This is a genomic window from Wenyingzhuangia sp. IMCC45574, from assembly GCF_054182685.1.
The window spans coordinates 1,719,611-1,741,735 of the sequence record NZ_CM135169.1 but is presented as its reverse complement, the minus strand read 5'-3'; the positions used below and the strand labels follow the sequence as shown (position 1 = coordinate 1,741,735).

The 22,125-nt window shown below is 33.8% G+C and carries 18 protein-coding genes and 1 tRNA gene; 8 read left to right on the top strand and 11 right to left on the bottom strand.

Annotation, left to right across the window (positions count from 1 at the left end):
• Positions 1–184 precede the first annotated feature (184 nt).
• Genes ACXHHC_RS07330 through ACXHHC_RS07315 form a run of 4 tightly spaced genes read left to right on the top strand, consistent with a single transcriptional unit; the run spans position 185 to position 4,062 of the window.
• Positions 185–1,261 carry a diphosphomevalonate/mevalonate 3,5-bisphosphate decarboxylase family protein gene (locus ACXHHC_RS07330; protein WP_458228982.1) on the top strand — a complete coding sequence of 359 codons (1,077 nt, stop codon included), beginning with the start codon at positions 185–187 and terminating at the stop codon, positions 1,259–1,261.
• A gap of 37 nt (positions 1,262–1,298) precedes the next feature.
• Positions 1,299–2,225: a mevalonate kinase family protein gene (locus ACXHHC_RS07325; RefSeq protein ID WP_458228981.1), complete on the top strand. Its 927-nt coding sequence runs from the start codon at positions 1,299–1,301 to the stop codon at positions 2,223–2,225.
• An 8-nt stretch (positions 2,226–2,233) separates the two neighbouring features.
• Positions 2,234–3,142, top strand: a complete 909-nt coding sequence (locus ACXHHC_RS07320; protein WP_458228980.1) for a geranylgeranylglycerol-phosphate geranylgeranyltransferase — start codon at positions 2,234–2,236, stop codon at positions 3,140–3,142.
• A gap of 47 nt (positions 3,143–3,189) precedes the next feature.
• A complete protein-coding gene (locus ACXHHC_RS07315) occupies positions 3,190–4,062 on the top strand; it encodes a pseudouridine synthase (protein WP_458228979.1) in 873 nt (290 codons plus the stop codon).
• Positions 4,063–4,352: 290 nt separating this feature from the next.
• Here the strand turns inward: ACXHHC_RS07315 and odhB are convergent, their stop codons facing one another.
• Entirely contained in the window at positions 4,353–5,576 is a 1,224-nt protein-coding gene (gene odhB, locus ACXHHC_RS07310; protein ID WP_458228978.1) for a 2-oxoglutarate dehydrogenase complex dihydrolipoyllysine-residue succinyltransferase, read from the bottom strand.
• A 60-nt stretch (positions 5,577–5,636) separates the two neighbouring features.
• Positions 5,637–8,366 carry a 2-oxoglutarate dehydrogenase E1 component gene (locus ACXHHC_RS07305; protein WP_458228977.1) on the bottom strand — a complete coding sequence of 910 codons (2,730 nt, stop codon included), beginning with the start codon at positions 8,364–8,366 and terminating at the stop codon, positions 5,637–5,639.
• A 210-nt stretch (positions 8,367–8,576) separates the two neighbouring features.
• Here ACXHHC_RS07305 and ACXHHC_RS07300 point away from each other — a divergent pair.
• From ACXHHC_RS07300 to ACXHHC_RS07285, 4 genes are all read left to right on the top strand, one after another.
• Positions 8,577–8,650, top strand: a tRNA-Asn gene (locus ACXHHC_RS07300).
• A 699-nt stretch (positions 8,651–9,349) separates the two neighbouring features.
• The gene (locus ACXHHC_RS07295) at positions 9,350–9,697 is read left to right on the top strand and encodes a hypothetical protein (RefSeq protein WP_458228976.1); all 348 of its coding nucleotides are present in this window, start codon (positions 9,350–9,352) and stop codon (positions 9,695–9,697) included.
• A 645-nt stretch (positions 9,698–10,342) separates the two neighbouring features.
• Positions 10,343–10,684, top strand: coding sequence for a hypothetical protein (locus ACXHHC_RS07290; protein ID WP_458228975.1), 342 nt, complete (start codon positions 10,343–10,345; stop codon positions 10,682–10,684).
• A gap of 180 nt (positions 10,685–10,864) precedes the next feature.
• A complete protein-coding gene (locus ACXHHC_RS07285) occupies positions 10,865–11,284 on the top strand; it encodes a DUF2147 domain-containing protein (protein WP_458228974.1) in 420 nt (139 codons plus the stop codon).
• A 4-nt stretch (positions 11,285–11,288) separates the two neighbouring features.
• On the opposite strand, the gene ACXHHC_RS07280 is transcribed toward ACXHHC_RS07285, so the two are convergent.
• From ACXHHC_RS07280 to ACXHHC_RS07240, 9 genes are all read right to left on the bottom strand, one after another.
• Positions 11,289–12,653: an alkaline phosphatase family protein gene (locus ACXHHC_RS07280; protein WP_458228973.1), complete on the bottom strand. Its 1,365-nt coding sequence runs from the start codon at positions 12,651–12,653 to the stop codon at positions 11,289–11,291.
• A gap of 7 nt (positions 12,654–12,660) precedes the next feature.
• On the bottom strand, positions 12,661–13,869 hold the full coding sequence (eboE, locus tag ACXHHC_RS07275; protein ID WP_458228972.1) for a metabolite traffic protein EboE: 1,209 nt from the start codon (positions 13,867–13,869) through the stop codon (positions 12,661–12,663).
• A gap of 4 nt (positions 13,870–13,873) precedes the next feature.
• Positions 13,874–15,040, bottom strand: coding sequence for a 3-dehydroquinate synthase (locus ACXHHC_RS07270; protein ID WP_458228971.1), 1,167 nt, complete (start codon positions 15,038–15,040; stop codon positions 13,874–13,876).
• 2 nt (positions 15,041–15,042) lie between these two features.
• On the bottom strand, positions 15,043–15,924 hold the full coding sequence (gene eboC, locus ACXHHC_RS07265; protein ID WP_458228970.1) for a UbiA-like protein EboC: 882 nt from the start codon (positions 15,922–15,924) through the stop codon (positions 15,043–15,045).
• A 4-nt stretch (positions 15,925–15,928) separates the two neighbouring features.
• Positions 15,929–16,897, bottom strand: coding sequence for a TatD family hydrolase (locus tag ACXHHC_RS07260; RefSeq protein ID WP_458228969.1), 969 nt, complete (start codon positions 16,895–16,897; stop codon positions 15,929–15,931).
• Positions 16,842–17,642: an EboA domain-containing protein gene (locus ACXHHC_RS07255; protein WP_458228968.1), complete on the bottom strand. Its 801-nt coding sequence runs from the start codon at positions 17,640–17,642 to the stop codon at positions 16,842–16,844. The genes ACXHHC_RS07260 and ACXHHC_RS07255 overlap by 56 nt, the downstream gene beginning before the upstream one ends.
• Positions 17,642–18,022, bottom strand: a complete 381-nt coding sequence (locus tag ACXHHC_RS07250) for a transmembrane 220 family protein (RefSeq protein ID WP_458228967.1) — start codon at positions 18,020–18,022, stop codon at positions 17,642–17,644. The genes ACXHHC_RS07255 and ACXHHC_RS07250 overlap by 1 nt, the downstream gene beginning before the upstream one ends.
• Before the next feature lie 152 nt (positions 18,023–18,174).
• Positions 18,175–20,121 carry a plastocyanin/azurin family copper-binding protein gene (locus tag ACXHHC_RS07245; RefSeq protein WP_458228966.1) on the bottom strand — a complete coding sequence of 649 codons (1,947 nt, stop codon included), beginning with the start codon at positions 20,119–20,121 and terminating at the stop codon, positions 18,175–18,177.
• A gap of 16 nt (positions 20,122–20,137) precedes the next feature.
• Positions 20,138–22,039 carry a family 16 glycoside hydrolase gene (locus ACXHHC_RS07240; protein ID WP_458228965.1) on the bottom strand — a complete coding sequence of 634 codons (1,902 nt, stop codon included), beginning with the start codon at positions 22,037–22,039 and terminating at the stop codon, positions 20,138–20,140.
• Between the last annotated feature and the right edge of the window lie 86 nt (positions 22,040–22,125).

The window sequence follows — 22,125 nt, the reverse complement described above, 5'->3', positions numbered from 1 at the left end:
AATATTTCAATTTACTAAAGTATATAATTAATGTTTTATTTAGTAGTACTAAAGTACTATTGTTTAATAAATAACGAAAACATAACATTTTGTATGGTAATTATTTCTTAATAACAATACATAAAACCTTAAGTCGAAACCTTATCTTTATCCCCTAATTTAAAAATTGTAGGTAGATAATTTTATGAGTACAAAAATTAAAACTTCTGTGACATCAGGAAAAGTTACTTGGCAAACCCCAAGTAATATTGCATTGGTAAAATATTGGGGGAAAAGAGATCCTCAATTGCCAGAGAATACGTCTGTTAGTTTTACCTTGTCTAATTGCCACACCACTACGTCGTTAAGCTATACTAAGAAAGCAACTCCAAACGATCATTATGTTTTTGACGTAATTTTTGAAGGAGAAAAGAAAGAAGCCTTTAAGCCAAAAATTGAAACTTTTTTCAAAAGAGTAGCAACGTATTTACCTTTCTTAAAAGACTATGAGTTTGTAATTGAATCTTCCAATTCTTTTCCGCATAGTAGTGGAATTGCTTCTTCTGCAAGTGGTATGAGTGCCATTGCTTTGTGTTTAATGAGTTTGGAAAAAGAGCTAAATCCAAATCTAACAGATGAGGTGTTTTATAAAAAAGCCTCTTTTTTAGCTCGTTTAGGATCTGGAAGTGCCTGTAGAAGTGTAAAAGGAGAAATGGTAGTTTGGGGAGCACATTCAGATATAGCAGGTAGTTCCGATTTGTACGGAGTTGAGTTTGCCGATGCTGTCGCTCCAATTTTCAAGAATTATCAAGATACCATTTTGTTGGTAGACAAAGGAGAAAAGCAAGTGAGTAGTACCGTTGGGCATGGGTTAATGCACGGACACCCATTTGCTATACAACGTTTTGCCCAAGCACAGGAAAATATCTCTAAGATAAAAGAAGTTTTTGCCAAAGGAGATATAGATGCATTTATCAGTTTGGTGGAGAGCGAAGCATTAACGCTGCATGCCATGATGATGACTAGCAATCCTTATTTTATTTTAATGAAGCCTAATACGTTAGAGGTTATCAATAAAATTTGGGAGTATAGAAAGGAAACAGGTAGTAAATTGTGTTTTACTTTAGATGCAGGAGCTAATGTGCATTTGTTGTATCCGGAACAAGAAAAAGAAGCAGTTCAGGAGTTTATTTCTAGCCAATTGGCTGTTTTTTGTAAAAATGGTGAGTTTATCCACGATAAGGTGGGAATGGGAGCTAAATTATTAGATAACAACCTTTAATATTTTTATATTTGCTGTGTCTCAAGATAACCAACACATGAAAGGACCTTTATTTTACGCTAAAATTTTACTGTTTGGGGAATATGGAATTATTAAAGATTCCAAAGGACTCGCAATACCATACAATTCTTACAAAGGTGCTTTTAAACAAGCAGATGTTTTAGAAGGAGAAGCTTTAAAATCTAACGGATATTTAAAAGACTACTTTAACTACTTACAGTCATTAGATACAACTATTGTTCGTTTTGATTTGGAGCAATTAGAAAGCGACATTGCTAACGGAATGTATTTTGACTCTAGTATTCCACAAGGATACGGAGTAGGAAGTTCAGGAGCTATTGTTGCAGCTGTGTATGATAAATATGCTTTTGATAAAATTACGGTACTTGAGAATTTAACAAAAGAGAAACTATTAAAATTAAAAGCTGTTTTTGGATTGATGGAATCTTACTTCCACGGAACCAGTTCTGGTTTAGATCCTCTAAATAGTTATTTAAGTCTGCCAATATTAATACAGTCTAAAAATGATGTGGAGTCTGTAGGAATTCCTTATCAACAAAATGGTAAAGGAGCTGTTTTCTTGTTAGATTCTAAAATGATTGGGGAAACACAACCGATGGTGAATATTTTTATGGAAAAAATGAAGAACGAAGGTTTCCGTAAAATGCTTAGTAATGAGTTTGTAACCCATACAGATGCTTGTATAGAAAATTTTCTAAAAGGAGATGCTAAATCTTTGTTTGGGAATGTAAAAGAGTTGTCTAAAGTAGTGTTAGAGAACTTTAAGCCAATGATTCCAAATCAGTTTCACACACTTTGGAAAAAAGGAATCGATTCTAATGAATATTATTTAAAACTTTGTGGTTCTGGTGGTGGAGGTTATATTTTAGGTTTTGCTCCAGATTTTGAAAAAGCCAAAACATCTTTAGCTGGGCACGATTTAGAGTTGGTTTACAGATTCTAAATCTATCGATGGTAAAAAATAAGAAACGAAAAATAGTAGGGCTCTTTTCTGTGGTAAGAGGAAATAACATTATAATGTTAACCTTTGCGCAATACCTATCTGCTATTTTTGTTTTTGATGTAGGAGCTACCTTAATGGAAACCTTTTTTAATTGGCATCTGCATTTGGTGGTGCTTTCTACTGTTTGTGTGGTTTCTGCAGGTTATATAATTAACGACTTTTACGATGCTAAAATAGATGCAGTTAACAGACCTGTTAAAACAAAAATGGGGAATTGGCTCAGTCAGAAAATTAAATTACAAGGTTATTTTGCTTTAAACCTGATTGCTTTTTTATTGAGTAGTTTTATATCCTGGAAAGCAGCGTTGTTCTTTTCATCCTATATTTTTTTAATTTGGTTGTATTCGCACAAGCTCCAAAAACACCCCGATGTAAGAGTTTTTTTTGTGACCATTTTAGATATTTTACCCTTTTTTGTTGTTTTTGTTTTTTATGAAAACATGTCCTGGTTGATTCTTACACACGGTTTGTATTTGTATATTATAATCGTTATAAAAGAGTTAATCAAAGATTTTGAAAGAGCCAAAGGGGCAATTTTGCTGAATAGACAGACCTTGGTTTTAAAACACGGAGAACAGTTGGTTAAAGGGAGTATGTATTTGTTTTTGTGTATGCTTATTTTACCAGCTTATAAATTGCTAAGTTTTCCAGAAATAGGGAAGATGAAATACTATTTTTACTTTAGTTTCCTCTGGATTCCGGTGGTGATATTTTTATTAAAGAGAGCTAAAAAGAATAAAGATTACTTACTAATTCATAATCTAATAAGAGTTGTTTTAGTAATAGGAGTTTTTAGCTTGTGTTTAATAGATACTTCTGTGTTGAAAATCAATCTACTAAAAGGCATTGGATTGTGATTTTATTTGATATTCTTTCGTAAATTTGCATTTCCAAAATCATAAAGATGAATAGAAATCAAAACTCGTCGGGAAGACGACCACAAAACGGAGGAAAGAAGAAACCTACTTCGGCAAATGGAGAAAAGCAATTTTCTAAAAAGAAAACCTTTACAAACACGAATCCAGTAAAAAAAGCTAGCAAGCCTAAAAGTCCGGCAACTTCTAGTCAGTCTGGTATACGTTTAAATAAATATATTTCTAATGCGGGAATTTGTTCTCGTAGAGATGCAGATATGTATATAGAAACAGGAAGTGCTTCTGTAAATGGTAAGATAGTTACAGAAATGGGCTATAGAGTACAGCCTAATGATGAAGTGCGATTTGATGGGGTGTTAATCAATCCTGAAACAAAACGTTATGTATTGTTAAATAAGCCAAAGAACTACATTACAACCATGGAGGATGAGCGTGGTAGAAAAACGGTAATGGATATTGTTTCTAGTGCTTGTAAAGAAAGAATTTATCCGGTTGGAAGATTGGATAGAGATACAACAGGTTTGTTATTGTTTACAAATGATGGTGAATTGGCAAAACAATTAACACATCCAAAACACAATAAGAGAAAGTTATATCATGCAACTTTAGATAAAAAAGTAACTCTAAAAGATTTACAGTCTATTGCCGAAAGTCCAGAAATTGAAGGAAAGAAAGTTTGGGTAGACGATGTTGCTTATGTACAAGGTCAATCTAAAAACGAAGTAGGTATAGAAATTCACTCTGGAAGGAATAGAATTGTTCGTAAAATTTTTGCACACTTTGGTTACAAAGTGGTAAAATTAGACAGAGTTATTTTTGCAGGACTTACTAAGAAAGATTTACCTAGAGGTCACTATAGAAATTTAACTGCCCAAGAGGTAATTAACCTAAAGAATTTTTAATTCTAGATTGTAATTTTAACACCTTTTTATTTTCATTTAAAACTTATCAAAATCGCTCGTCAAGTTTCCCAACTTTGAGAGATGTACTATACTTGATTAACTCTAGTTATAGTAAGATTATTAAGTTTTCGACTTTATTTGATTTTCACTCTGCACAGGCTGCTCGAACAGCTTCTTGTTTGGATGGAACAAAACAAAAAAGGATGACTACTATAAAGTAATCATCCTTTTTTTAATGTTTATTTGTTGTTTACTTCTCGATATGCTTTGCACTCGAAGTGACTGTCCTATTAAAGTTCTAAAGCTTTCTTAGGGTTGTTGTTCATTAACAATTCAATTGGGTTTTCAATAGCTTCTTTAATAGCAACTAAGAATCCTACAGACTCACGACCATCTACAATTCTGTGATCGTAAGACAAAGCAACGTACATAATTGGTTGAATAACCACTTGTCCGTTTACTGCCATTGGTCTCTCAACAATGTTGTGCATTCCTAAAATAGCAGATTGAGGTGGGTTGATAATTGGTGTAGATAACATAGAACCAAATACTCCTCCGTTTGTGATTGTAAATGTTCCTCCAGTCATTTCATCTACAGTAATTTGACCGTCACGAGCTCTTAAAGCCAAACGCTTAACTTCAGCTTCTACACCTCTAAATGTTAAGTTTTCTGCGTTACGGATAACTGGTACCATTAATCCTTTTGGTCCTGATACTGCGATAGAAATATCAGCAAATTCATTTTTAATTTGGTAATCTCCATCAATCATAGAGTTTACATCTGGGTACAATTCTAAAGCTCTAGTAACTGCTAAAGTAAAGAAAGACATAAATCCTAATCCTACTCCGTGTTTTGCTTTAAATTCTTCTTTGTACTGCTTACGTAAGTCGAAAACAGGTTGCATGTTTACTTCGTTAAACGTAGTTAACATTGCTGTTTCGTTCTTAACAGAAACCAAACGCTGTGCTACTTTTCTACGTAACATAGACATTTTTTTCTTTTCTGTAGCACGGCTTCCTGTAGTAGATCCCATTGCAGGTACTGCATTAATAGCATCTTCTTTGGTTACACGTCCGTCTTTCCCAGTTCCTTGAATGCTACCTGCATCAATTCCCTTTTCGTCTAATATTTTCTTAGCTGCTGGCGATGCAGATCCTGTTGCATAAGTAGCATCTGCTACTGGTGCAGTCACAGGAGCTGCTGCTTGTACTGGTGCAGCTTCTTCTTTTTTCTCCTCGGTTGCTGGAGCAGGAGCACTAGCTCCGTCTGGTTTTGCAGCACCCATGTCTATAAGACATACTACAGCACCTACTTCTACAGCATCACCTTCTTCTGCTTTTAATGTAATAATTCCACTTTCTTCTGCAGGTAATTCTAATGTTGCTTTGTCTGAATCTACTTCTGCAATAGGTTGGTCTTTTTCTACGTAGTCACCATCTTCAACTAACCAAGTTGCGATTTCTACTTCTGTGATTGATTCCCCCGGAGACGGGACTTTCATTTCTAAAACCATGATATAATAATATTATGTTATTTTGTTTATTTAGTGTGTTCGTTTTTTTAGTAAAGAGTACTATTCTTGAAATACTTTATCTATTACTGCTTGATGTCTCTTCTTAAATCTTGCGCTAGAACCAGCAGCAGGACTTGAATAGAATTTACGAGAAGCTACGCTTAATGGTGCTACTTGGAAACGTTGTAACATGTAAGACCAAGCTCCCATGTTTTCTGGTTCTTCTTGTGCCCATACACATTCTGCATCCGATGGATACGAATCTATAATTGCTTGTATCTTTTCTTTGTGTAATGGGAACAATTGTTCTATACGTACCAAAGCAACAGTTTCGTTTTGTAGTTTTTCTTTTTCTTCTAGTAAATCGTAGTAGAATTTACCCATACAGAAAACAATCTTTTTTACTTTACTCTTGTCAACAGTAACATCGTCTATTACTTCTTGGAAAGTTCCACCTGCCAATTCCTGAATGGTATTTACCGCTTTAGGGTGACGTAATAAACTCTTAGGTGTAAATACAATTAATGGTTTACGGTGGTTACGTTTCATGTGACGACGTAACAAGTGATACATGTTTGCCGGATTAGAACAGTTGGCAACAGTCATGTTGTCGTTACCACACAGCTGTAAGTATCTTTCAATTCTTGCAGATGAATGCTCAGGTCCTTGTCCTTCGTATCCGTGAGGTAATAAGACTACTATACCGTTTTGTAATTTCCACTTATCTTCTGCAGAAGAGATGTATTGGTCAAACATAATTTGAGCTCCGTTACCAAAGTCTCCAAACTGTGCTTCCCAAATTGTTAAGGTATTTGGATGAGCCATTGCATATCCGTAGTCAAAACCTATTACTCCGTATTCTGATAATAAAGAGTTATAAATGGTCATTTCACCTTTCTTATTCGGATTTGTATTCAACAAGTTGATACGTTCTTCTGAAATTTCGTCTCTTAAAATAGCATGACGGTGGCTAAACGTTCCACGCTCCACATCTTGTCCAGAAATACGAACATTAAATCCTTCTTCCATTAAAGATCCGTAAGCTAAAATTTCTGCAGTACCCCAGTCTAATTTGTTGTCTTCAAAGACCATTTTAGCTCTTGCTTCTATGATTCTTTGTGCTTTACGAACAAATTTAACTCCTTCAGGGTTTTGAGAGATTACTTTGGTAATATCTTCTAATTTCTCTTGCGGATAAGTTGTATCTACAGGAGCTAACATTTCTTCTAATCCCTCGCGAACAAAGTCTTTCCAGATTTCTTCCATAAAAGGAATTACTCTAGAAGTTTCGTCGGTTTTAGCCTGCTGGAATTTGTCTTCTAACAAGTTTTTGTATTCTACTTGTAAAGCTTTCGCCTCATCAGCAGTAATATTGTTTTCAGCAGTTAATTTATCAATATAAATATCTCTAGGGTTCTTGTGCTTAGAGATGTTTTTGTACAATTGAGGTTGCGTAAATCTTGGTTCATCTCCTTCGTTGTGTCCGTACTTACGGTAACCTAACAAGTCAATAAAGATATCACGCTTAAATTTCATTCTAAATTCTAAAGCCAATTCAATAGCATGACAAACCGCTTCTACGTCGTCTGCATTTACGTGTAATACTGGCGATAAAGTTACTTTGGCAACATCTGTACAGTAAGTAGAAGAACGCGCATCTAAATAGTTTGTGGTAAATCCTACCTGGTTGTTTACTACCAAGTGTAATGTACCTCCAGTTTTGTAACCATTTAACTTACTCATCTGAATTACCTCGTATACTACTCCCTGACCTGCTACAGCAGCATCTCCGTGAATAATAATAGGTAAGATAGCTTCTTCGTTACCGCCGTAATCGTTGTCAATTTTTGCTCTAGCAACTCCTTGTGCAACCGGTCCAACAGTTTCTAAGTGCGATGGGTTTGGTAACAAGTTCATTTTCATTTCTGAACCACCTTGGTAGGTCTTGCTACGCGTTAATCCCATGTGGTACTTAACGTCTCCATCTATGTTTTCTTCTTCAAAATCTTTTCCTTCAAATTCAGAGAACAAGTCTCTAACAGGTTTTTTAAAGATATTTGTTAAGGTATTTAAACGACCACGGTGAGCCATACCTATTACAGATTCTTTAACTCCATGTTTTTCAGAAGCTGTTTTTAAAGCAGTTGCCAATGCAGGAATTAAAGTTTCACCTCCTTCTACAGAGAAACGCTTTTGTCCTACATATTTGGTTTGTAAAAAGTTTTCGAAACCTACAGCTTGCGTTAACTTTTTAAGAATATATTTCTTTTGCTCTGGTGCGTAGGTAGGATGATTTCCATTTGCATTTAGCTTACTTTGCCACCATTTAATTTCATCAGGTTGACGGATGTACATATACTCAACCCCAATAGAGTCACAGTAAATTTGTTTTAATCTGTCAATAATTGTTTGCAAAGTAGCAGCACCAATTCCAATAATATCTCCAGCATTAAAAACTGTTTGTAAATCAGCTTGATTTAAACCAAAGTTTTGAATATCTAAGTTAGGGTGATACGTTCTACGATCTCTAACAGGATTGGTTTTTGTAAATAAATGCCCTCTAGTTCTGTATCCGTTAATCAAATCAAGAACTAAGAATTCTTTCTTAACTTCCTGAGGTACTTCAACGTTAGCAGCATCTTCTTCTCCGTATGATTCAATAGCTAAATCGTACCCTTGAAAAAAACTTTTCCAACTAGGTTCAACGCTGTCTGGATTTATCTGATATTGCTCGTACATGGTATCTATAAAACCAGCATGAACAGCATTCAAGAATGAAAATTTATCCATTATAATATATTGACTTTTATATTGTTGTTCTGTGTATAATCTCCAAAATTAGTGTATTTATCGTACTAACAACCTGTTTGTACTCCATATTCTATGAATTTCTATAATTTATAACAGATTGATTTTTTTTGTTTTTTTTGAAAAAAATTATGTTGCATTTCAAAAAAGATATATATTTGCACTCGCTAAACGAGATTTCTCGAAGCAAACTCCTCCTTAGCTCAGTTGGTTAGAGCATCTGACTGTTAATCAGAGGGTCCTAGGTTCGAGTCCTAGAGGGGGAGCAAAAGCGTTACTAGAAATAGTGACGCTTTTTTTATGCATGCAATTTTAGTTCGTGCTGAATCAGAAAGTCCTAGGTTCCCCCGAAGCTTCGGGGCTAGAGGGGGAGCAAAAGCGTTACTAGAAATAGTGACGCTTTTTTTATGCCTTAATTTTACATTTTATTTCATCATAGAGTATTAAGATATATTTATGGGTAAAACCAAATTTGTGAAGTGTGGTTGTTACCAATACTTCTGTTTTGCAGGAAATCTTAGGTAAAGGGAAGTGGAGCTACAACAAAAGCTGAGTTTTAGAAAAATAAAATGCTGATTTATAGTGTTAAAATAGAAAACTGCGTAATTACACAGGTAGTTTTTTTTTGACATATCATACATGTTCCTTAATTTTGATTAAAAGAAAAAACGGAAAAAGAAAAAGTAAAATTGCTGAAAAAGAAAAAAGAAAAAATACAGAGGCTTCGCTTCTGTATTTTTTTTTGTGCTTACTTTTAAAATAATAAAATGTAAGAGGAGATAGCACTAGTGTTTTATTGATTTAGTCAAAAAACATACTTTTTTATACACAGAAATGGCGTGTTTTAGAAATAAAGGTCTTGGAAACAAGGGGGTTGTGTAAATAAAAGTTTAAAAAAAGTTTTATAGCTGTTGCAGTAGCCATTTAATTATTCTATCTTAGGAGTGCTAAGAAAAAGTACCCCTATGATTAAACCCACTACCCTGTATAGTTGTGTATCTAGACATGATGCCTGCTATTTAAAAAACGCGATTCAACGTACTTCTGTTATTCCAGTAGAAATAGTAAAAGAGAATGATCTTTTACATTTGGTAACAAGTGAAAGTAATTATTACAAAGCCAAAATTATAATTGCTACCCAGCAAAAATATTTGCCTAGTGTTTTGTCCAAAAAAAACAAATTAACTAGGTTATCTGGTATGATGAAAGAAGAAAACGGAGGAGATTTTATTTTTAGATCTAATTTAGGCAAAATGTTACAAAAGCTTGATTTGGTGATAAAAAAGAACAAGTATTACGATTTACTTAATTAGTAAAAATGTTACTTTTTAATTCATGACAAAGCCTAGTACAATTGTATTTAGGCTTTTTTTAATTAAAAGATAGTATTGCCTAAATATTGTTAAAAGTTCCAACTAATTTAATGGATTAAGATTCATCTTGCGTGTAAGCAATGAAATGAAAATTACCAGTTATTCTTGTATCAAGAACTTCTTTAATAATAAACTTTCTATTGGTTTCTGTTCCTTCCTTAATATTGGGAGGGTACAAGGTTTTGTATTCATCACTTTTATAAAAATTAGAATAGGTATTATATGCTACGTTTTCTTTACTATGAGGTATGGTGTGTTCCTTTTAGATTGTAATCTATAGGATCTAAGTTGATCGATATATCTATGGAGTGTTTTTGTTTGTAAGTTACTTTTATTCCGAGAAAAAAAGCATTTGTAATGTTTTATCAATTCCACCATCATTACTAAAATTGATACTTAAAAAAGCAATACTAAAAATGAAGAAAAAGACTTTGAATCTTTTAATTGATCTAGGGGATAGCTTGTTTTTTGACTTTTATTTAGCAATTGATTTCTGTAAAAAACTAAAAACTACGTGATTACACAGGTAATATTTTTTTGTTTCATTATACAAGTTTTGTAATTTTAGGTATACCCAAAATTGCTATGAAAAATCCTACTACCCTATTTACTTGTGTTACGAGGCATGATGCCTGTTTCCTTAAGAATGTGATTCAGAGAGTTACTTTTTTAGGAGTAGAGATGGTTAGGGTAGAAGGAGTATTTCAACTATATGTAGATAAGTGTAATTATAACAAAGCTAGAATTATTTTAGCTACACAATTAGATTATTTACCTAGCGTAGTTGCGGAAAAAGCAGCAGCCAAAGAAAGAGAAATGGAGGGGCAATTGGATATGGTTGAACAGCCAACGTATTTTGCAAAGTTATTTACCAAATTAGATGACCTTCTAGTAAGTACCATACATGTTAATTTGACCAATCATTAATAATATTGAAAGTTTAAGTTGTTTTTATATTTTAGAAAAGTATTAATCGAAAAAAAGTAAGAAAAAAGAGTTAAGAAAGAAAAAGAAAAAATTGCAGAAAAGAGAAGGAATACAGTAGCTTAAATAAGTTGCTGTATTTTTTTTGATTAAATTACACCTATGTTTTAAATGGTAATTACAATGAAAAAAGTGTTTTTTGGGATTGTTTTTTTATATGGTATATCAGTGTTTTCTCAGTCTGTAGAAGGAAAGTGGACTACTTACGATGATAAGACAGGAGAGAAAAAGTCTATTGTAGAAATATTTTCTAGAGGAGGAAAGATTTATGGTAAGATTGTAAAGAAATTAACGAATTCTAATAATACCATATGCACTAAATGTGAAGGGGCAAAGCGTAACAAACCTCTAATAGGTTTAGAGATTATAGAAAATTTAAGCCTGGAAGATGGACTGTATACAGGTGGTACTATTACAGATCCAGAATCTGGAAAAGTATATAAGTGTTATTTAGAATTAGAAAGTAATAACAAGCTTAAAGTTAGAGGTTATATTGGTTTTAGTTTATTAGGCAGAACTCAATACTGGTTAAGAACAAAATAGGATTTTATTGAAAAATATTTTTCATAATAATATCCTTTACTTCTACTCCTGTGATTTCTTTTTTAGTATTACTGGCTGCAATAATTACAGGTTTTTCCATAGTGTCTACGTTTGTTCTTCCATGAGAACCTTTGATAAGATTGGCATCTAAAGGGATAAAATTGAAAAGGACTCTAAAGCCTAATTTTTTCAGCAATAATTTTCCTACCAATCGCAACATGATTCCTTTTTTCTTTTTGTTTAAGAACATTTCTACAGGGTCGTAACCTGGCTTTTTGTGAATGTCTACTGTTCTTGCAAAATCAGGAGCTTTGTTATTGTCTAACCAGTAATAGTAGGTAAACCAAGCTTCTTCTTTGGCAATTACCATAAAGTTTCCAGAGCGTTCGTGCCAGACATTTCTTTCTTTTTGAGAGGCAACATCTAAAACCTCTTCAATGCCCTCTGTATTCTCTAGAATAGATTGTACTTTTTCTTCCAATTCAGGCTTGCAATATACATGTGCTACTTGATGATCTGCAACTGCAAAAGCATCACTTGCTCCTGCATCTAATAACTCTCGATTATTTTCTATCCTAATATTTAGAAGGTTGTGTGTTCTAAGAATTCTGTTTAGGTGTATTGGTTTAGAAACTTTTGAAATTCCATATTCAGACAATACAATAGGAGTGATGTTTTTTTGTTCGTAGAACTGAATTAAATCTTGTAGTAATACATCTAAGTCTTGAATGTCTTTTTTAACTTCTTCAGAATCTGCATCGAACTTTTGAAAACAATAATCTAAATGTGGAATATATATAAGCTGTAAGGTAGGTTCGTGTTTATCCGATACATATTTAGAAGCATCGGCAATCCATTGACTCGATTTGATCGTTGTTTTAGGACCCCAAAAATCGAACAAAGGAAATATTCCTAATGTATTTTGTAATTCATCACGTAGTTCACTAGGGTTGCTATAACAATCAGGTTTTTTTAATCCATTGGCCCAATATTGCGGTCTTGGTGTTACCGAATAATCCGCAGTTGAATACATATTATACCACCAAAACATATTCGCACAGGTAAAATCGGGATTATGTTTTTTAGCTTCATCCCAAATATTAAGAGCTTGTACTAGTTTATTCGACTGTTTCCAAAACTGTACTTCCGATTGTTCTTTATTGTACCAACCATTTCCTATAATTCCATGTTCTGATGGCCATTTTCCGGTTAAGTAGGTAGTTTGCGCACTACAAGTAACTGCGGGTAAAACCGGTTCAATAGTCGCTAATTGTTTGTTCTCTCTACACCACTTAGAGATAAATAAACTCTGATTTTCTAGTATTTTAGATGTTAATCCTACTACGTTTATGACTACTGTTTGTTGCATTTTGGAATTATTTAATTTGTTCTAACACCCAGTTTACTTCTCTTGTTACTGCATCGGTAATATTGGTTTGCATTTGGTTGGGTAATACATCCCATGTATAGGTTTCTATTTCCAAATGCTCAGAATATTCGTTCTCTTTCCACAACTGCAGAGAGCTTATTAAATCGTCTTGTGTAGATTGTAAATTTTGATATGCTGCTAGGAAAATTGGCACATGAAAATGCGTTCTGATTTCCTCGAATTCGTCAGTAGTTATATCGTCTATGGCAACATCTAAATCAGCATATTTGGTTAATTTTCCATCTTTGCTTTTAATCACTGCCTGATGTAAATAACTAGGTTCGTGGAATGGTTTCAGATTGTTTTTTAGAACCTCTATACTTTCATTTTTATTCAATTGACATTTTAAAGCTGCACTTAATTGAATTTTTCCAATTTGAATGTTTTGTGCTTTTACTGTAGTGACTACCTCAGCAATATTCTCATATTCCACAGCAGAATGGCAAATGTCAAAGCATAACTGAATGTGCTCTCTAATGGCTTGTTCTGCTTCTTTTTTTGTGATTTTATTTTTCTGAGCTAGAATATCAACACCTTTTGCAATTAAGTAGTTGTTGTAGTAGGCTATAAATTCTTCTGTATCTTCAATTACTCCATCAGGTTCTGGTTCAATATCTAAATGTAAACTCTTTCCAGTCTCTTTTTTAATATCGATGAGGTGTGCTACCACGTTAATTAAATATTCACAAGCCTTGTTTTTTGTTTCTTCTAATTTCTCATCTGTTAGATGCCAAAACTTGTAAGAAATAGGAGAGGTAGAAATTCCTCCAGTAACATTAACGGGGATTACCTCTGCTAATATATCAAACAAACGAATGGTATAGTTTTTTCTATCTTGGGTAGTCCAATCAGGAGCATGAACTTGGTCTTTAATTTCCTCTTGATGAAAATTCCCGTATGGAAATCCATTCATGGTAAACACGTACATATTGTTTTCCAACAGCCATTCTTTAAACTCCTCAATCTTTTCTGCTTGATTTAATTCTATAGAAGCTTCATTAGACAAACGCAATCCAATTCCAAAAGCTTCTTCTGGAACAATGTTTTGTTTTACGCCCAGTACATATTTTTGTATGTTTTTAAAAGTAGCTTCCCAAGATTCACCAGCGTGAATATTGGTACAATAGCTTAGATGACCAGAGGTTCCAATTCTCATTTTCCTATGTGTTTAAAAAATCGATGGTATATTGAGCAGCTTCATTTAATAAAGCAACATTTATTTCGTGAACTTCTTCTCCTTTTCCAATTTTGGTTAGCAGCATAATGGTTAGAACCCCTCCTAAATGCTCTCTGAATTCTTCCAATCCACGAATTAATTCAGGATTCATTTCTTTCTTAGCGATGTTGTAGAGTAGGGGGTGTGTCAAATCGAATCCTAATATTTTAAAACAATTTAAAATTCTTAACAATTCATTTTCTGACAAATAACCAATTTTATAGGAATAACAAGCATCTAACACAATTCCGATGGCAACAGCTTCTCCGTGTGTTACTTTATACTGTGTAAGGTATTCTAGTTTATGAGCGGCCCAGTGTCCAAAATCCAAAGGTCTTGAAGAACCCATTTCAAAAGGATCTCCACTTGCTATGTGGTCTGTATGCAATTCGGCACATCTAAAGATTAAATGCTCCATTGCTTTTGCTTCCCTGTTGTTTAATGCATTTAAGTTGGTTTCTATCCAATTAAAAAAAACAGGATCTTTAATTAAGGCAACTTTAATGGCCTCTGAAATTCCAGAACGATAATCACGATTGGATAATGTTTCTAAAAAAGTAAGATCATTAATTACGGCAAAGGGTGGTTGAAAGGTTCCTAGGAAATTTTTCTTATCGAAATAATTTACCGAGTTTTTTACACCTACACCAGAATCGTTTTGAGATAAAACTGTGGTTGGAATTCGAATTAAGCGTACTCCTCTGTGTGCAATTGCACAAGCAAAGCCAACTGTGTCTAAAACAGCACCTCCGCCAATTGCCAAGGTGTAGGAATGACGATCTATTTTTTGTTCGTTTAGCAAATTTAAGATTTGGTCTACCGAATTCCAGTCGTTTTTAATTGCTTCTCCACTTTTAACCAATAGGGGGTCTCCTTGTAGTTCTGCTTTTAGACAATGTTTTGTAAAGTAAGCCTTAATCTCATCAATTAAATTAGGATGATGTAAGAACATACCTTTGTCAATGACCACAGCAATTTTAGGAGTCATGTTTTTATGTGTGGTGGTTAACAAATCAGCCAAAAGGTGATTGTTTAGACCAAACACATGCTCCGTGAATGAAATATTATAGTTGAACTGAACTTGAAAGTTCTGTTGTATGTTTTTATTCATGATTAAGTTACTGCGTAATATTTAGCAATGGCTATAGATAAAGGTAACAAACATATAAGCAACAATGCGTAGTACCATTCCGAAAAACCGGCAACATAAATAGCATTTAGGGGAATTAAAGATAATACTCCTGTTTTTACTGCTTTCATAATGTTTTTAGGTTCGTTCTTTACAAAAGCTTTTGTTTTTGCCGCAAAGTTAATTCCAAACCAAAAAGCCAAAAAAGGAAATACAGCTATGGTTGTTATGTATCCTTTAAACATTAAAAAAGGAAAAAATAGAAATACCAAAATATCTAAAAGTATAGCTTTTAATACTGAACTTTGGTTATTTCCATGTGCTTCTTTCTGACCTACTAAGGTAATGGCTCCAATAAAAGCCAAAGGCACAAAACCTGTAAACCAAAATTGTTGAATGGTTGCAGGAATAATGCTCATTCCTAATAACAAATTTCCAGATCTGCAGAGTCCCATATTAATAGGGCCTAAAAAAGCATGATGTTTGGCAAACTTGTCGTATGATAAAGCAAGTGCAGTAATGGCAATAGCTATGAGTCCACTGATTATTGAAACAGTGAAAGCTGCTACAATTCCGGTTAGGAATAAAAAAGAGCCAAACAAAATAGCTGTCTTTAGAGATACCTTTCCAGAGGGTAAAACCCTTTCAGGTCTATTGATTTTATCATCCTCAAAATCAAAAATATCGTTAAAAACAATTCCACCTCCATACAAGCCAATTGTTGATACAATAAGCAATAATGGGGCAACGTTGTTGTCTGAAAAAAGAGAAGCTAAAGCACCTGTTATAGCCATTCCAGCAATAATATCCGAAATAGCGGTTAGTATGTTTGCAGGTCTTGCCAGTCTTAGCAAAGCACCAATCATTCTATTAGTTTTTTATAATATTAGAGTAGGTTTTCTTTTGGAATTCTTGTCCTCTTAAAACTGAATTTCCATTTAGTAATTCGTGTTCTTCAATTTTTAATTCCGTCATCCAATCCGACTCGTTAAATTGTCCACTCTTGCTATAAATATCTAAAGCATTTTTATAGCATGTAAGATGTACGTCTTCTTTAGAAAGTCCTCTTTCTAACATTAGAGAACCTGTTTTAGGTACTGCCAACGGATCACTAACTCCCCAGTCTGCAGAACTATCAACAATAATTCTTTCTGGACCGTATTGTCTTACAACTTCTACCATTCTTTCGTTCCCCATTTTTGTATTTGGATAAATGGTAAAGGCAGCCCAGTAACCGCGATCTAGTACATCTTTTACAGTTTCTTCGTTGTTATGGTCAATAACAACCATAGATGGATCTACACCGTGTTCTTCTATTACATCCATACTTTTAATAGTACCGTTCTTCTTATCACGATGAGGTGTGTGTACCATAATTGGCAACTTTAGTTCTTTGGCCAATTCTATCTGTGCTCTAAAGTATTTGTCTTCTAATGCAGTTTGATCGTCGTAACCTATTTCACCAATAGCAACTACTCCTTCTTTAGAAGCATATAGAGGTAAAATTTCCATTACTTGCTCTGATAAAGCTTCGTTGTTCGCTTCTTTTGAGTTTAGGCCTATGGTACAGTAGTGTTTAATTCCGAATTGCGATGCTCGGAATCTTTCCCAGTTTATCAAAGTACTAAAGTAATCCTGAAAAGAACCTACTGAAGATCTTGGTTGCCCCATCCAGAATGCAGGTTCAATAATAGCTACAATTCCTGCGGCTCTCATTGCTTCGTAATCGTCGGTTGTTCTGGCAACCATATGTATATGTGGGTCTATATAATGCATTTGTTTTTTATTTGTTGAACTCCATCCCAATTTCCATCCAGAAAGTTTTACTTTCTTCTTCATTTAGAGATGTTTCTTCTGTGATTGTTTTTACTGCTTTTTTTTCTAATTCTGTAGCTGTTGATAAGGCTTTTTGGGCAGTACCTAAAATCAATTTATTATTGTATCCTCGTAATAATTGCCAAACTTCGGGAGAAATGTCTCTTCCTGCCGACCATCTTTCGTGAATGAAATCATTTAAAATTAAAGCCAGCTTCTCATTTTTTCTTTCGTTTAGCCCGTATATTTTGTACAAAGGCCTTTCTGTAAAAATGGCTTTTAAGACTAATTGATTCCATGCATCCTCTGTTAAAAACGTAGCTCCAAAAGGATTGTTTAAGGCAATCGCTTCCAATACATCTGTAGCGTTTGTTCTAATACCATCTTCCATTAAAAAAGTAAGTTCTTTAGCGTTTTCTAAAAAGAACAAACTTTTATATAGGTCTATTTGTTCTTTAAAGCTAGCTGTTGTAATTAATAGTTGTAAAATACTATTGTTACTTGTTGTAGAAAGTTGTTGCATAATTAAAACACGACACAATCCATGCTTGTTCCAAGTTTCTTTATCAAAAGATGGATATATACTTTGTATATAGTCTATTTCGTCATCGTTCCAAGTAAGTACTTCGTTTGTGATAAAACGAAATATCAAACTATAGGTTAAAATAAATTGTTTCCCCGATTGGTCCTCTTTAATGGCTGCTATTTTTTGATCTAGCCAATGAACCTCATCGTTAGAAAGTTTTTTATAGATGATTTCTTTTAACATTATTTGTTACTTTTCTTTAGTTGATAAGCTACCCCTAGAGCAGCTATCAGTAATCCCATAAATTCTCTACTTCCTTCTAAATAAGGTTTTTCATACACCATTTTCCCAAATATTTCCTCTTTGTGATCTGTTTGTAAATAATCTAAGAATAGTGAAAAATGAAATATAGAGTAACTAACCAAACCACCAATAGTTATCCAAAGAATGATTTTTGGGATTTCCTTAAAAATACTAATAGAGCAAATAATTGCTACAGCCAAGTAAATAGAAAACCATAAAACCCCATCAGGGTCGTTTAATTGAACCACAGCAAAAAGCACAAAAATAATACCTAAAATACTGTTGACTATTTTTTTTGTTTTAGAAATTGTGTTACTCATTTTTTATGGCTGATATGATATAAAAACTAAAATTTTAAGACTTAGAATTATTAAACTCTAGAACCTTAAAATTTTAGTTTACAAGTTACTTATAAATATATAAAATAGCGATTGTCTTTTGTTTAGACTTCCTATAAAAGCATAGGTTTTAACTACTCTACAATTAATTTTGCTCTCATGGTGTTAGAGTGTCCTGGGAAAGTACAAACCAACCAATATGTTCCTGTTTCGTTAGGAGCGTTAAAGTATACGGTTTCAGAACTTTCTGGCCCTACAGCTCCTGTGTGTGCAATAACCATTCCTGTAAAAGGAACATAATTTAAGTCTGGTCCGTCTAATCCTAGTTTTAATGCCATTTCTCCAACCTTTAATGGTGTATTGGCTCCTGGCTTGGTTACAACAACGTTGTGAATCATATCGTCGTTGTTGTTAAGTGTTAGTTCAACCTTGCTGTTTCTTTTAATTCTAATTTCTTTAGTGTCGTACTTTAAACCTGGTACGGTTCCAATAGATATTTTTTCATCAGCACCTTCTTCTCCCCAGTCATGTGGCATCATAGTAACTCTTTTAGGCTGCTCTATTTTTTTGGTTGGCATTTTCATCTCCATTTTAGGAGTTTTAATGTAACCACAAGGAACTTCGTTTAAAGTATAATATGCTTTATTGTGTAGTAGCTTTTCACCATTGTCTGCATTTAACCCAGAGATGACCAATTGGTGAATGTATCCTAAACGCATTCCGTGTACTATTAACTTTGCTTTTAACCCATCTTCTGAAACAACTACGTTATGAACCATTGCGTTTTGTTTGTCTGTAATAGGACTTCCGTATGTTTTATGGTACAAGTATGTAAAAGTAGTTACTTTGTATTTAGACAAATCTGCTGCTTGTTCTTTGTTAATTGGTTTGGTGAATTCTAATTCAAAACCATCATCTAAAGCTTTCATTGTCTTTATTTCGAAAGGAGTTTTTCCTGTCCATACCAAACGTTGTAGACCGTATGGCTTTTTACCTGTAGAAGCCCATCCACGACTAGTCATACCAACAAACATACTGTTGTCGCTTCCCCAAATCATACGTAAAATTCCAGAAGAAAATCCATCGACAAAAGGGAATACAGCTCCTTGGTATACTCCGTTTACTTTTTCCATAGCTACACGGAAAATTTTACTGTGTCCTTGGTCTCCTACAAATTGTTGCCCTTCAAAAGGTCCAAATTTTCCTCCTGTAGTATCGTATAAAATATCAGAGGTAGAAACCCCTAATACAGTGTGTGGTAACCACACAGCAGGAGCCTTTAATTCAGGAACTTTTTTAGCATATTCGTAAATACTTAAACCAGATTTGTCCTTAATATCTTCGGGTTTTAACTTTAAAGGCGATTTAGGATCATCGGTCCATTTTAATCCTTCTGGGTGTCCTACAAAATCACCAACTTCAATATGTGTTACGTTACCAGAACCTACCCAGTCTCCTTGGTTTTCTGAGTAAAAAATATCTCCTTCTGGACTAATGGCATAACCAGCCGGCGATCTTAATCCTGTGGCAATAGGTGTCATTTCTCCGTTTGGGTGTACTTTTATCATCCATCCTCTCCAACGAACAGGACTCTTTCCTCCACCTTCCCAAGTAAGGTTTAAGGTAAGTAGCATGTCTCCATTATCAAAAAACTTTGGTCCGTAAGAGTATCCGTGGTAGTTTGCATTTAATGGCCAAGAGAATACGGTTTTATATACATCAGCTACATCGTCACCATTTTTATCAATTAACCTTGTTAATTCACCACGTTGCGATAAATAAAAACCATTGTTTCTGTATCCAAGTCCTAAAGCCTCGTGCATTCCTTGGGCAAATAACTTGTAAGTAGGTTTTGGGCTATAAGGTTGGTCGATTAACCAAACCTCTCCACGTCTTGTGGAAACTCCTAATTTATCATCGTCTGTTAGTGCTAAACCTCCTACTTCTAACTTTACTTCATTAGGAATAGGAACGTCTACTATTTTATAATACTCAGATATTTTTTTTGCATTTTGTCCAAACCCTATTTGACTAAATAAAAGGACTCCTAATGCTAATATGGTTTTATTACTATTTTTCATTTTCTGTATTTAAGGGTTACCAAATAATAGTGTAGTTAATGTTATTTTGACCTACTGGAACTTTTACCAACAATTCTTGTTTACCGTTACTGGTTCTAATAATTGGTTTTAAGTTCTCTTTATTACCCGAAAAGTCTATGTAATAACTTTCTGTGTTGATAATGTATGTTTGATTTGAGAGCTCTTTGATGTTCTCTCCATCTGCTATTTTATGCCATAATTCTTTTGGGGTTTCTATGTCAATGTTTCTTTTTACTTCTCTTTTTACTTTAGAAGTTGCAAAAGAATTAGAGATAATAGCTCCTTCGGTTTCATATGTGAAAGTTGGCATTCTATGTATGTCAAATTCATATCCTAATTGTTTAACGCTTTGGTTTTCGGGTAAAGGCAAAGGCCATGCAGTGTTTTCGTTTTCTAGAGCTGCAAATTCTAAATCTCCGTGCATTGTAACACTAAACCCAATAGGTTCTCCTAGTTGTTTAGTACCTCTACTTAACCACATGTGAGTTGTGTTTAAGAAATCACCATTCCAAACTTTTAATAAAGAACCTGTAGCTAAATCGTAAGAAAAATGAGTTCCTTCTGTAGTACCAACAGATATACAATGTGTTCTGGCAATTCCTTTATGAGTTATAAAACTACGTTGTGTAAGGGCATGTTCCTTTGGTTGTATAATAATTCCTTTTAAAGGATCGAATTTCTCTGCATTTGGATCTACACCGTCTTGTAATGCTTGTCTCTGAACTTTAGTTCCTTCTACATAGGCGTTAAAAGAACCTAGCCAGTTTCTTTTACCTTGGTTTTGATTGTAAATGAATTTAAACTTTTTGGCTCCTTTCTTTAAGTTGAATACTTTCTTAAAATATCTTTTACCGCTTTTATTCAGTTTGTACGTTTTTTGCCCTTCAATGTGTATTTCTACAATCCCTTTTCCAGGTTTCGTTTCAAAAAGGTATTTTCCTGTTTCTGGAATATGAATGGTTCCTGTGTAGGTAATAACTTTGTTTACTTTTTCTTTAGGATTTTTATCAACATAAAAAACAGCTGTTTTCTCTTCTAAAACTGGAGTTTTAGATTTTAATTCCTCCAAGTTTTTAACAGCAGTATACTCTCTTCTAACAAGATTCGAAAAGGTTATTTTTCCGCCGTTAAACAATCTGTATTTAATATTTTTAAAAGCTACAGGTCCATGATCGCCTTGAATCATAATAGGAGCAGTGGCTTTTTCTCCGCTTAATCCAGCTCTTGTAGGTCCTGTTACTTCTACATTTTTATGCAACAGTACTCCGTTTAAGTATACTTCTTCAAACCACGCGTTTTTAATTTTTTTACCATTTGCATCGAATCTAGGAGCATGGAAAATAACTCTTAAATGTTGCCATAATCCTGGTGCCTTAGCAGCATTAATTCTTGGAGCATGACCTTCATAACCTTGTTTTCCTTTTTCGGCTGTTTTGTCCCATCGTTGGTAAATTCCACCAATGTCTCCAGATTTAGGCTGTTTTACGTTCCAGCTATCTAGTAGTTGAATTTCGTAACGACTCTGGAAATAAATTCCAGAATTAGATTGTACAGGCATCATTACATCTAACTCTAGTTCAATGTCTTTGTGTTCAAATGCAGTAAAAAGGTTTTGGTTCTTTTTTTGGTCGTTTGTGTTTACTAAAATTCCACCCCCCTCTTTGCTAGAAATGGTTCTTTTTTTATTTCTATTTACCACAACGTCTCCAACAGTTTTCCAATTTGCCCCTGTAGGTTTAAAGGCAGACAAATCTTTAAGATTTATCCTTGTAAATGGGTAGATGAGTTCTTGTTTGGTTTGTTTCTTTTTAGTTTGTTGCGCTACTTGTTTCTCTTTGGAACAAGATGAAACTAAATAGAGGGCAAGCAATAAAAAGAGATGAAAAAAACGTTTCATATTATTTTAAATATTGGTTTAATTAATTGTTTTTTTAGTAGTTTAAAAACAAATCTAAGTGAATTTTGTTGGTTTTTTTAATGCTT

Bases quoted from the DNA above. Each gene is read 5' to 3' on its own strand.
- ACXHHC_RS07330 (WP_458228982.1), top strand. From the start codon at position 185: ATGAGTACAAAAATTAAAACTTCTGTGACATCAGGAAAAGTTACTTGG.
- ACXHHC_RS07325 (WP_458228981.1), top strand. From the start codon at position 1,299: ATGAAAGGACCTTTATTTTACGCTAAAATTTTACTGTTTGGGGAATAT.
- ACXHHC_RS07320 (WP_458228980.1), top strand. From the start codon at position 2,234: ATGGTAAAAAATAAGAAACGAAAAATAGTAGGGCTCTTTTCTGTGGTA.
- ACXHHC_RS07315 (WP_458228979.1), top strand. From the start codon at position 3,190: ATGAATAGAAATCAAAACTCGTCGGGAAGACGACCACAAAACGGAGGA.
- odhB (WP_458228978.1), bottom strand. From the start codon at position 5,576: ATGGTTTTAGAAATGAAAGTCCCGTCTCCGGGGGAATCAATCACAGAA.
- ACXHHC_RS07305 (WP_458228977.1), bottom strand. From the start codon at position 8,366: ATGGATAAATTTTCATTCTTGAATGCTGTTCATGCTGGTTTTATAGAT.
- ACXHHC_RS07295 (WP_458228976.1), top strand. From the start codon at position 9,350: ATGATTAAACCCACTACCCTGTATAGTTGTGTATCTAGACATGATGCC.
- ACXHHC_RS07290 (WP_458228975.1), top strand. From the start codon at position 10,343: ATGAAAAATCCTACTACCCTATTTACTTGTGTTACGAGGCATGATGCC.
- ACXHHC_RS07285 (WP_458228974.1), top strand. From the start codon at position 10,865: ATGAAAAAAGTGTTTTTTGGGATTGTTTTTTTATATGGTATATCAGTG.
- ACXHHC_RS07280 (WP_458228973.1), bottom strand. From the start codon at position 12,653: ATGCAACAAACAGTAGTCATAAACGTAGTAGGATTAACATCTAAAATA.
- eboE (WP_458228972.1), bottom strand. From the start codon at position 13,869: ATGAGAATTGGAACCTCTGGTCATCTAAGCTATTGTACCAATATTCAC.
- ACXHHC_RS07270 (WP_458228971.1), bottom strand. From the start codon at position 15,040: ATGAATAAAAACATACAACAGAACTTTCAAGTTCAGTTCAACTATAAT.
- eboC (WP_458228970.1), bottom strand. From the start codon at position 15,924: ATGATTGGTGCTTTGCTAAGACTGGCAAGACCTGCAAACATACTAACC.
- ACXHHC_RS07260 (WP_458228969.1), bottom strand. From the start codon at position 16,897: ATGAAGAAGAAAGTAAAACTTTCTGGATGGAAATTGGGATGGAGTTCA.
- ACXHHC_RS07255 (WP_458228968.1), bottom strand. From the start codon at position 17,642: ATGTTAAAAGAAATCATCTATAAAAAACTTTCTAACGATGAGGTTCAT.
- ACXHHC_RS07250 (WP_458228967.1), bottom strand. From the start codon at position 18,022: ATGAGTAACACAATTTCTAAAACAAAAAAAATAGTCAACAGTATTTTA.
- ACXHHC_RS07245 (WP_458228966.1), bottom strand. From the start codon at position 20,121: ATGAAAAATAGTAATAAAACCATATTAGCATTAGGAGTCCTTTTATTT.
- ACXHHC_RS07240 (WP_458228965.1), bottom strand. From the start codon at position 22,039: ATGAAACGTTTTTTTCATCTCTTTTTATTGCTTGCCCTCTATTTAGTT.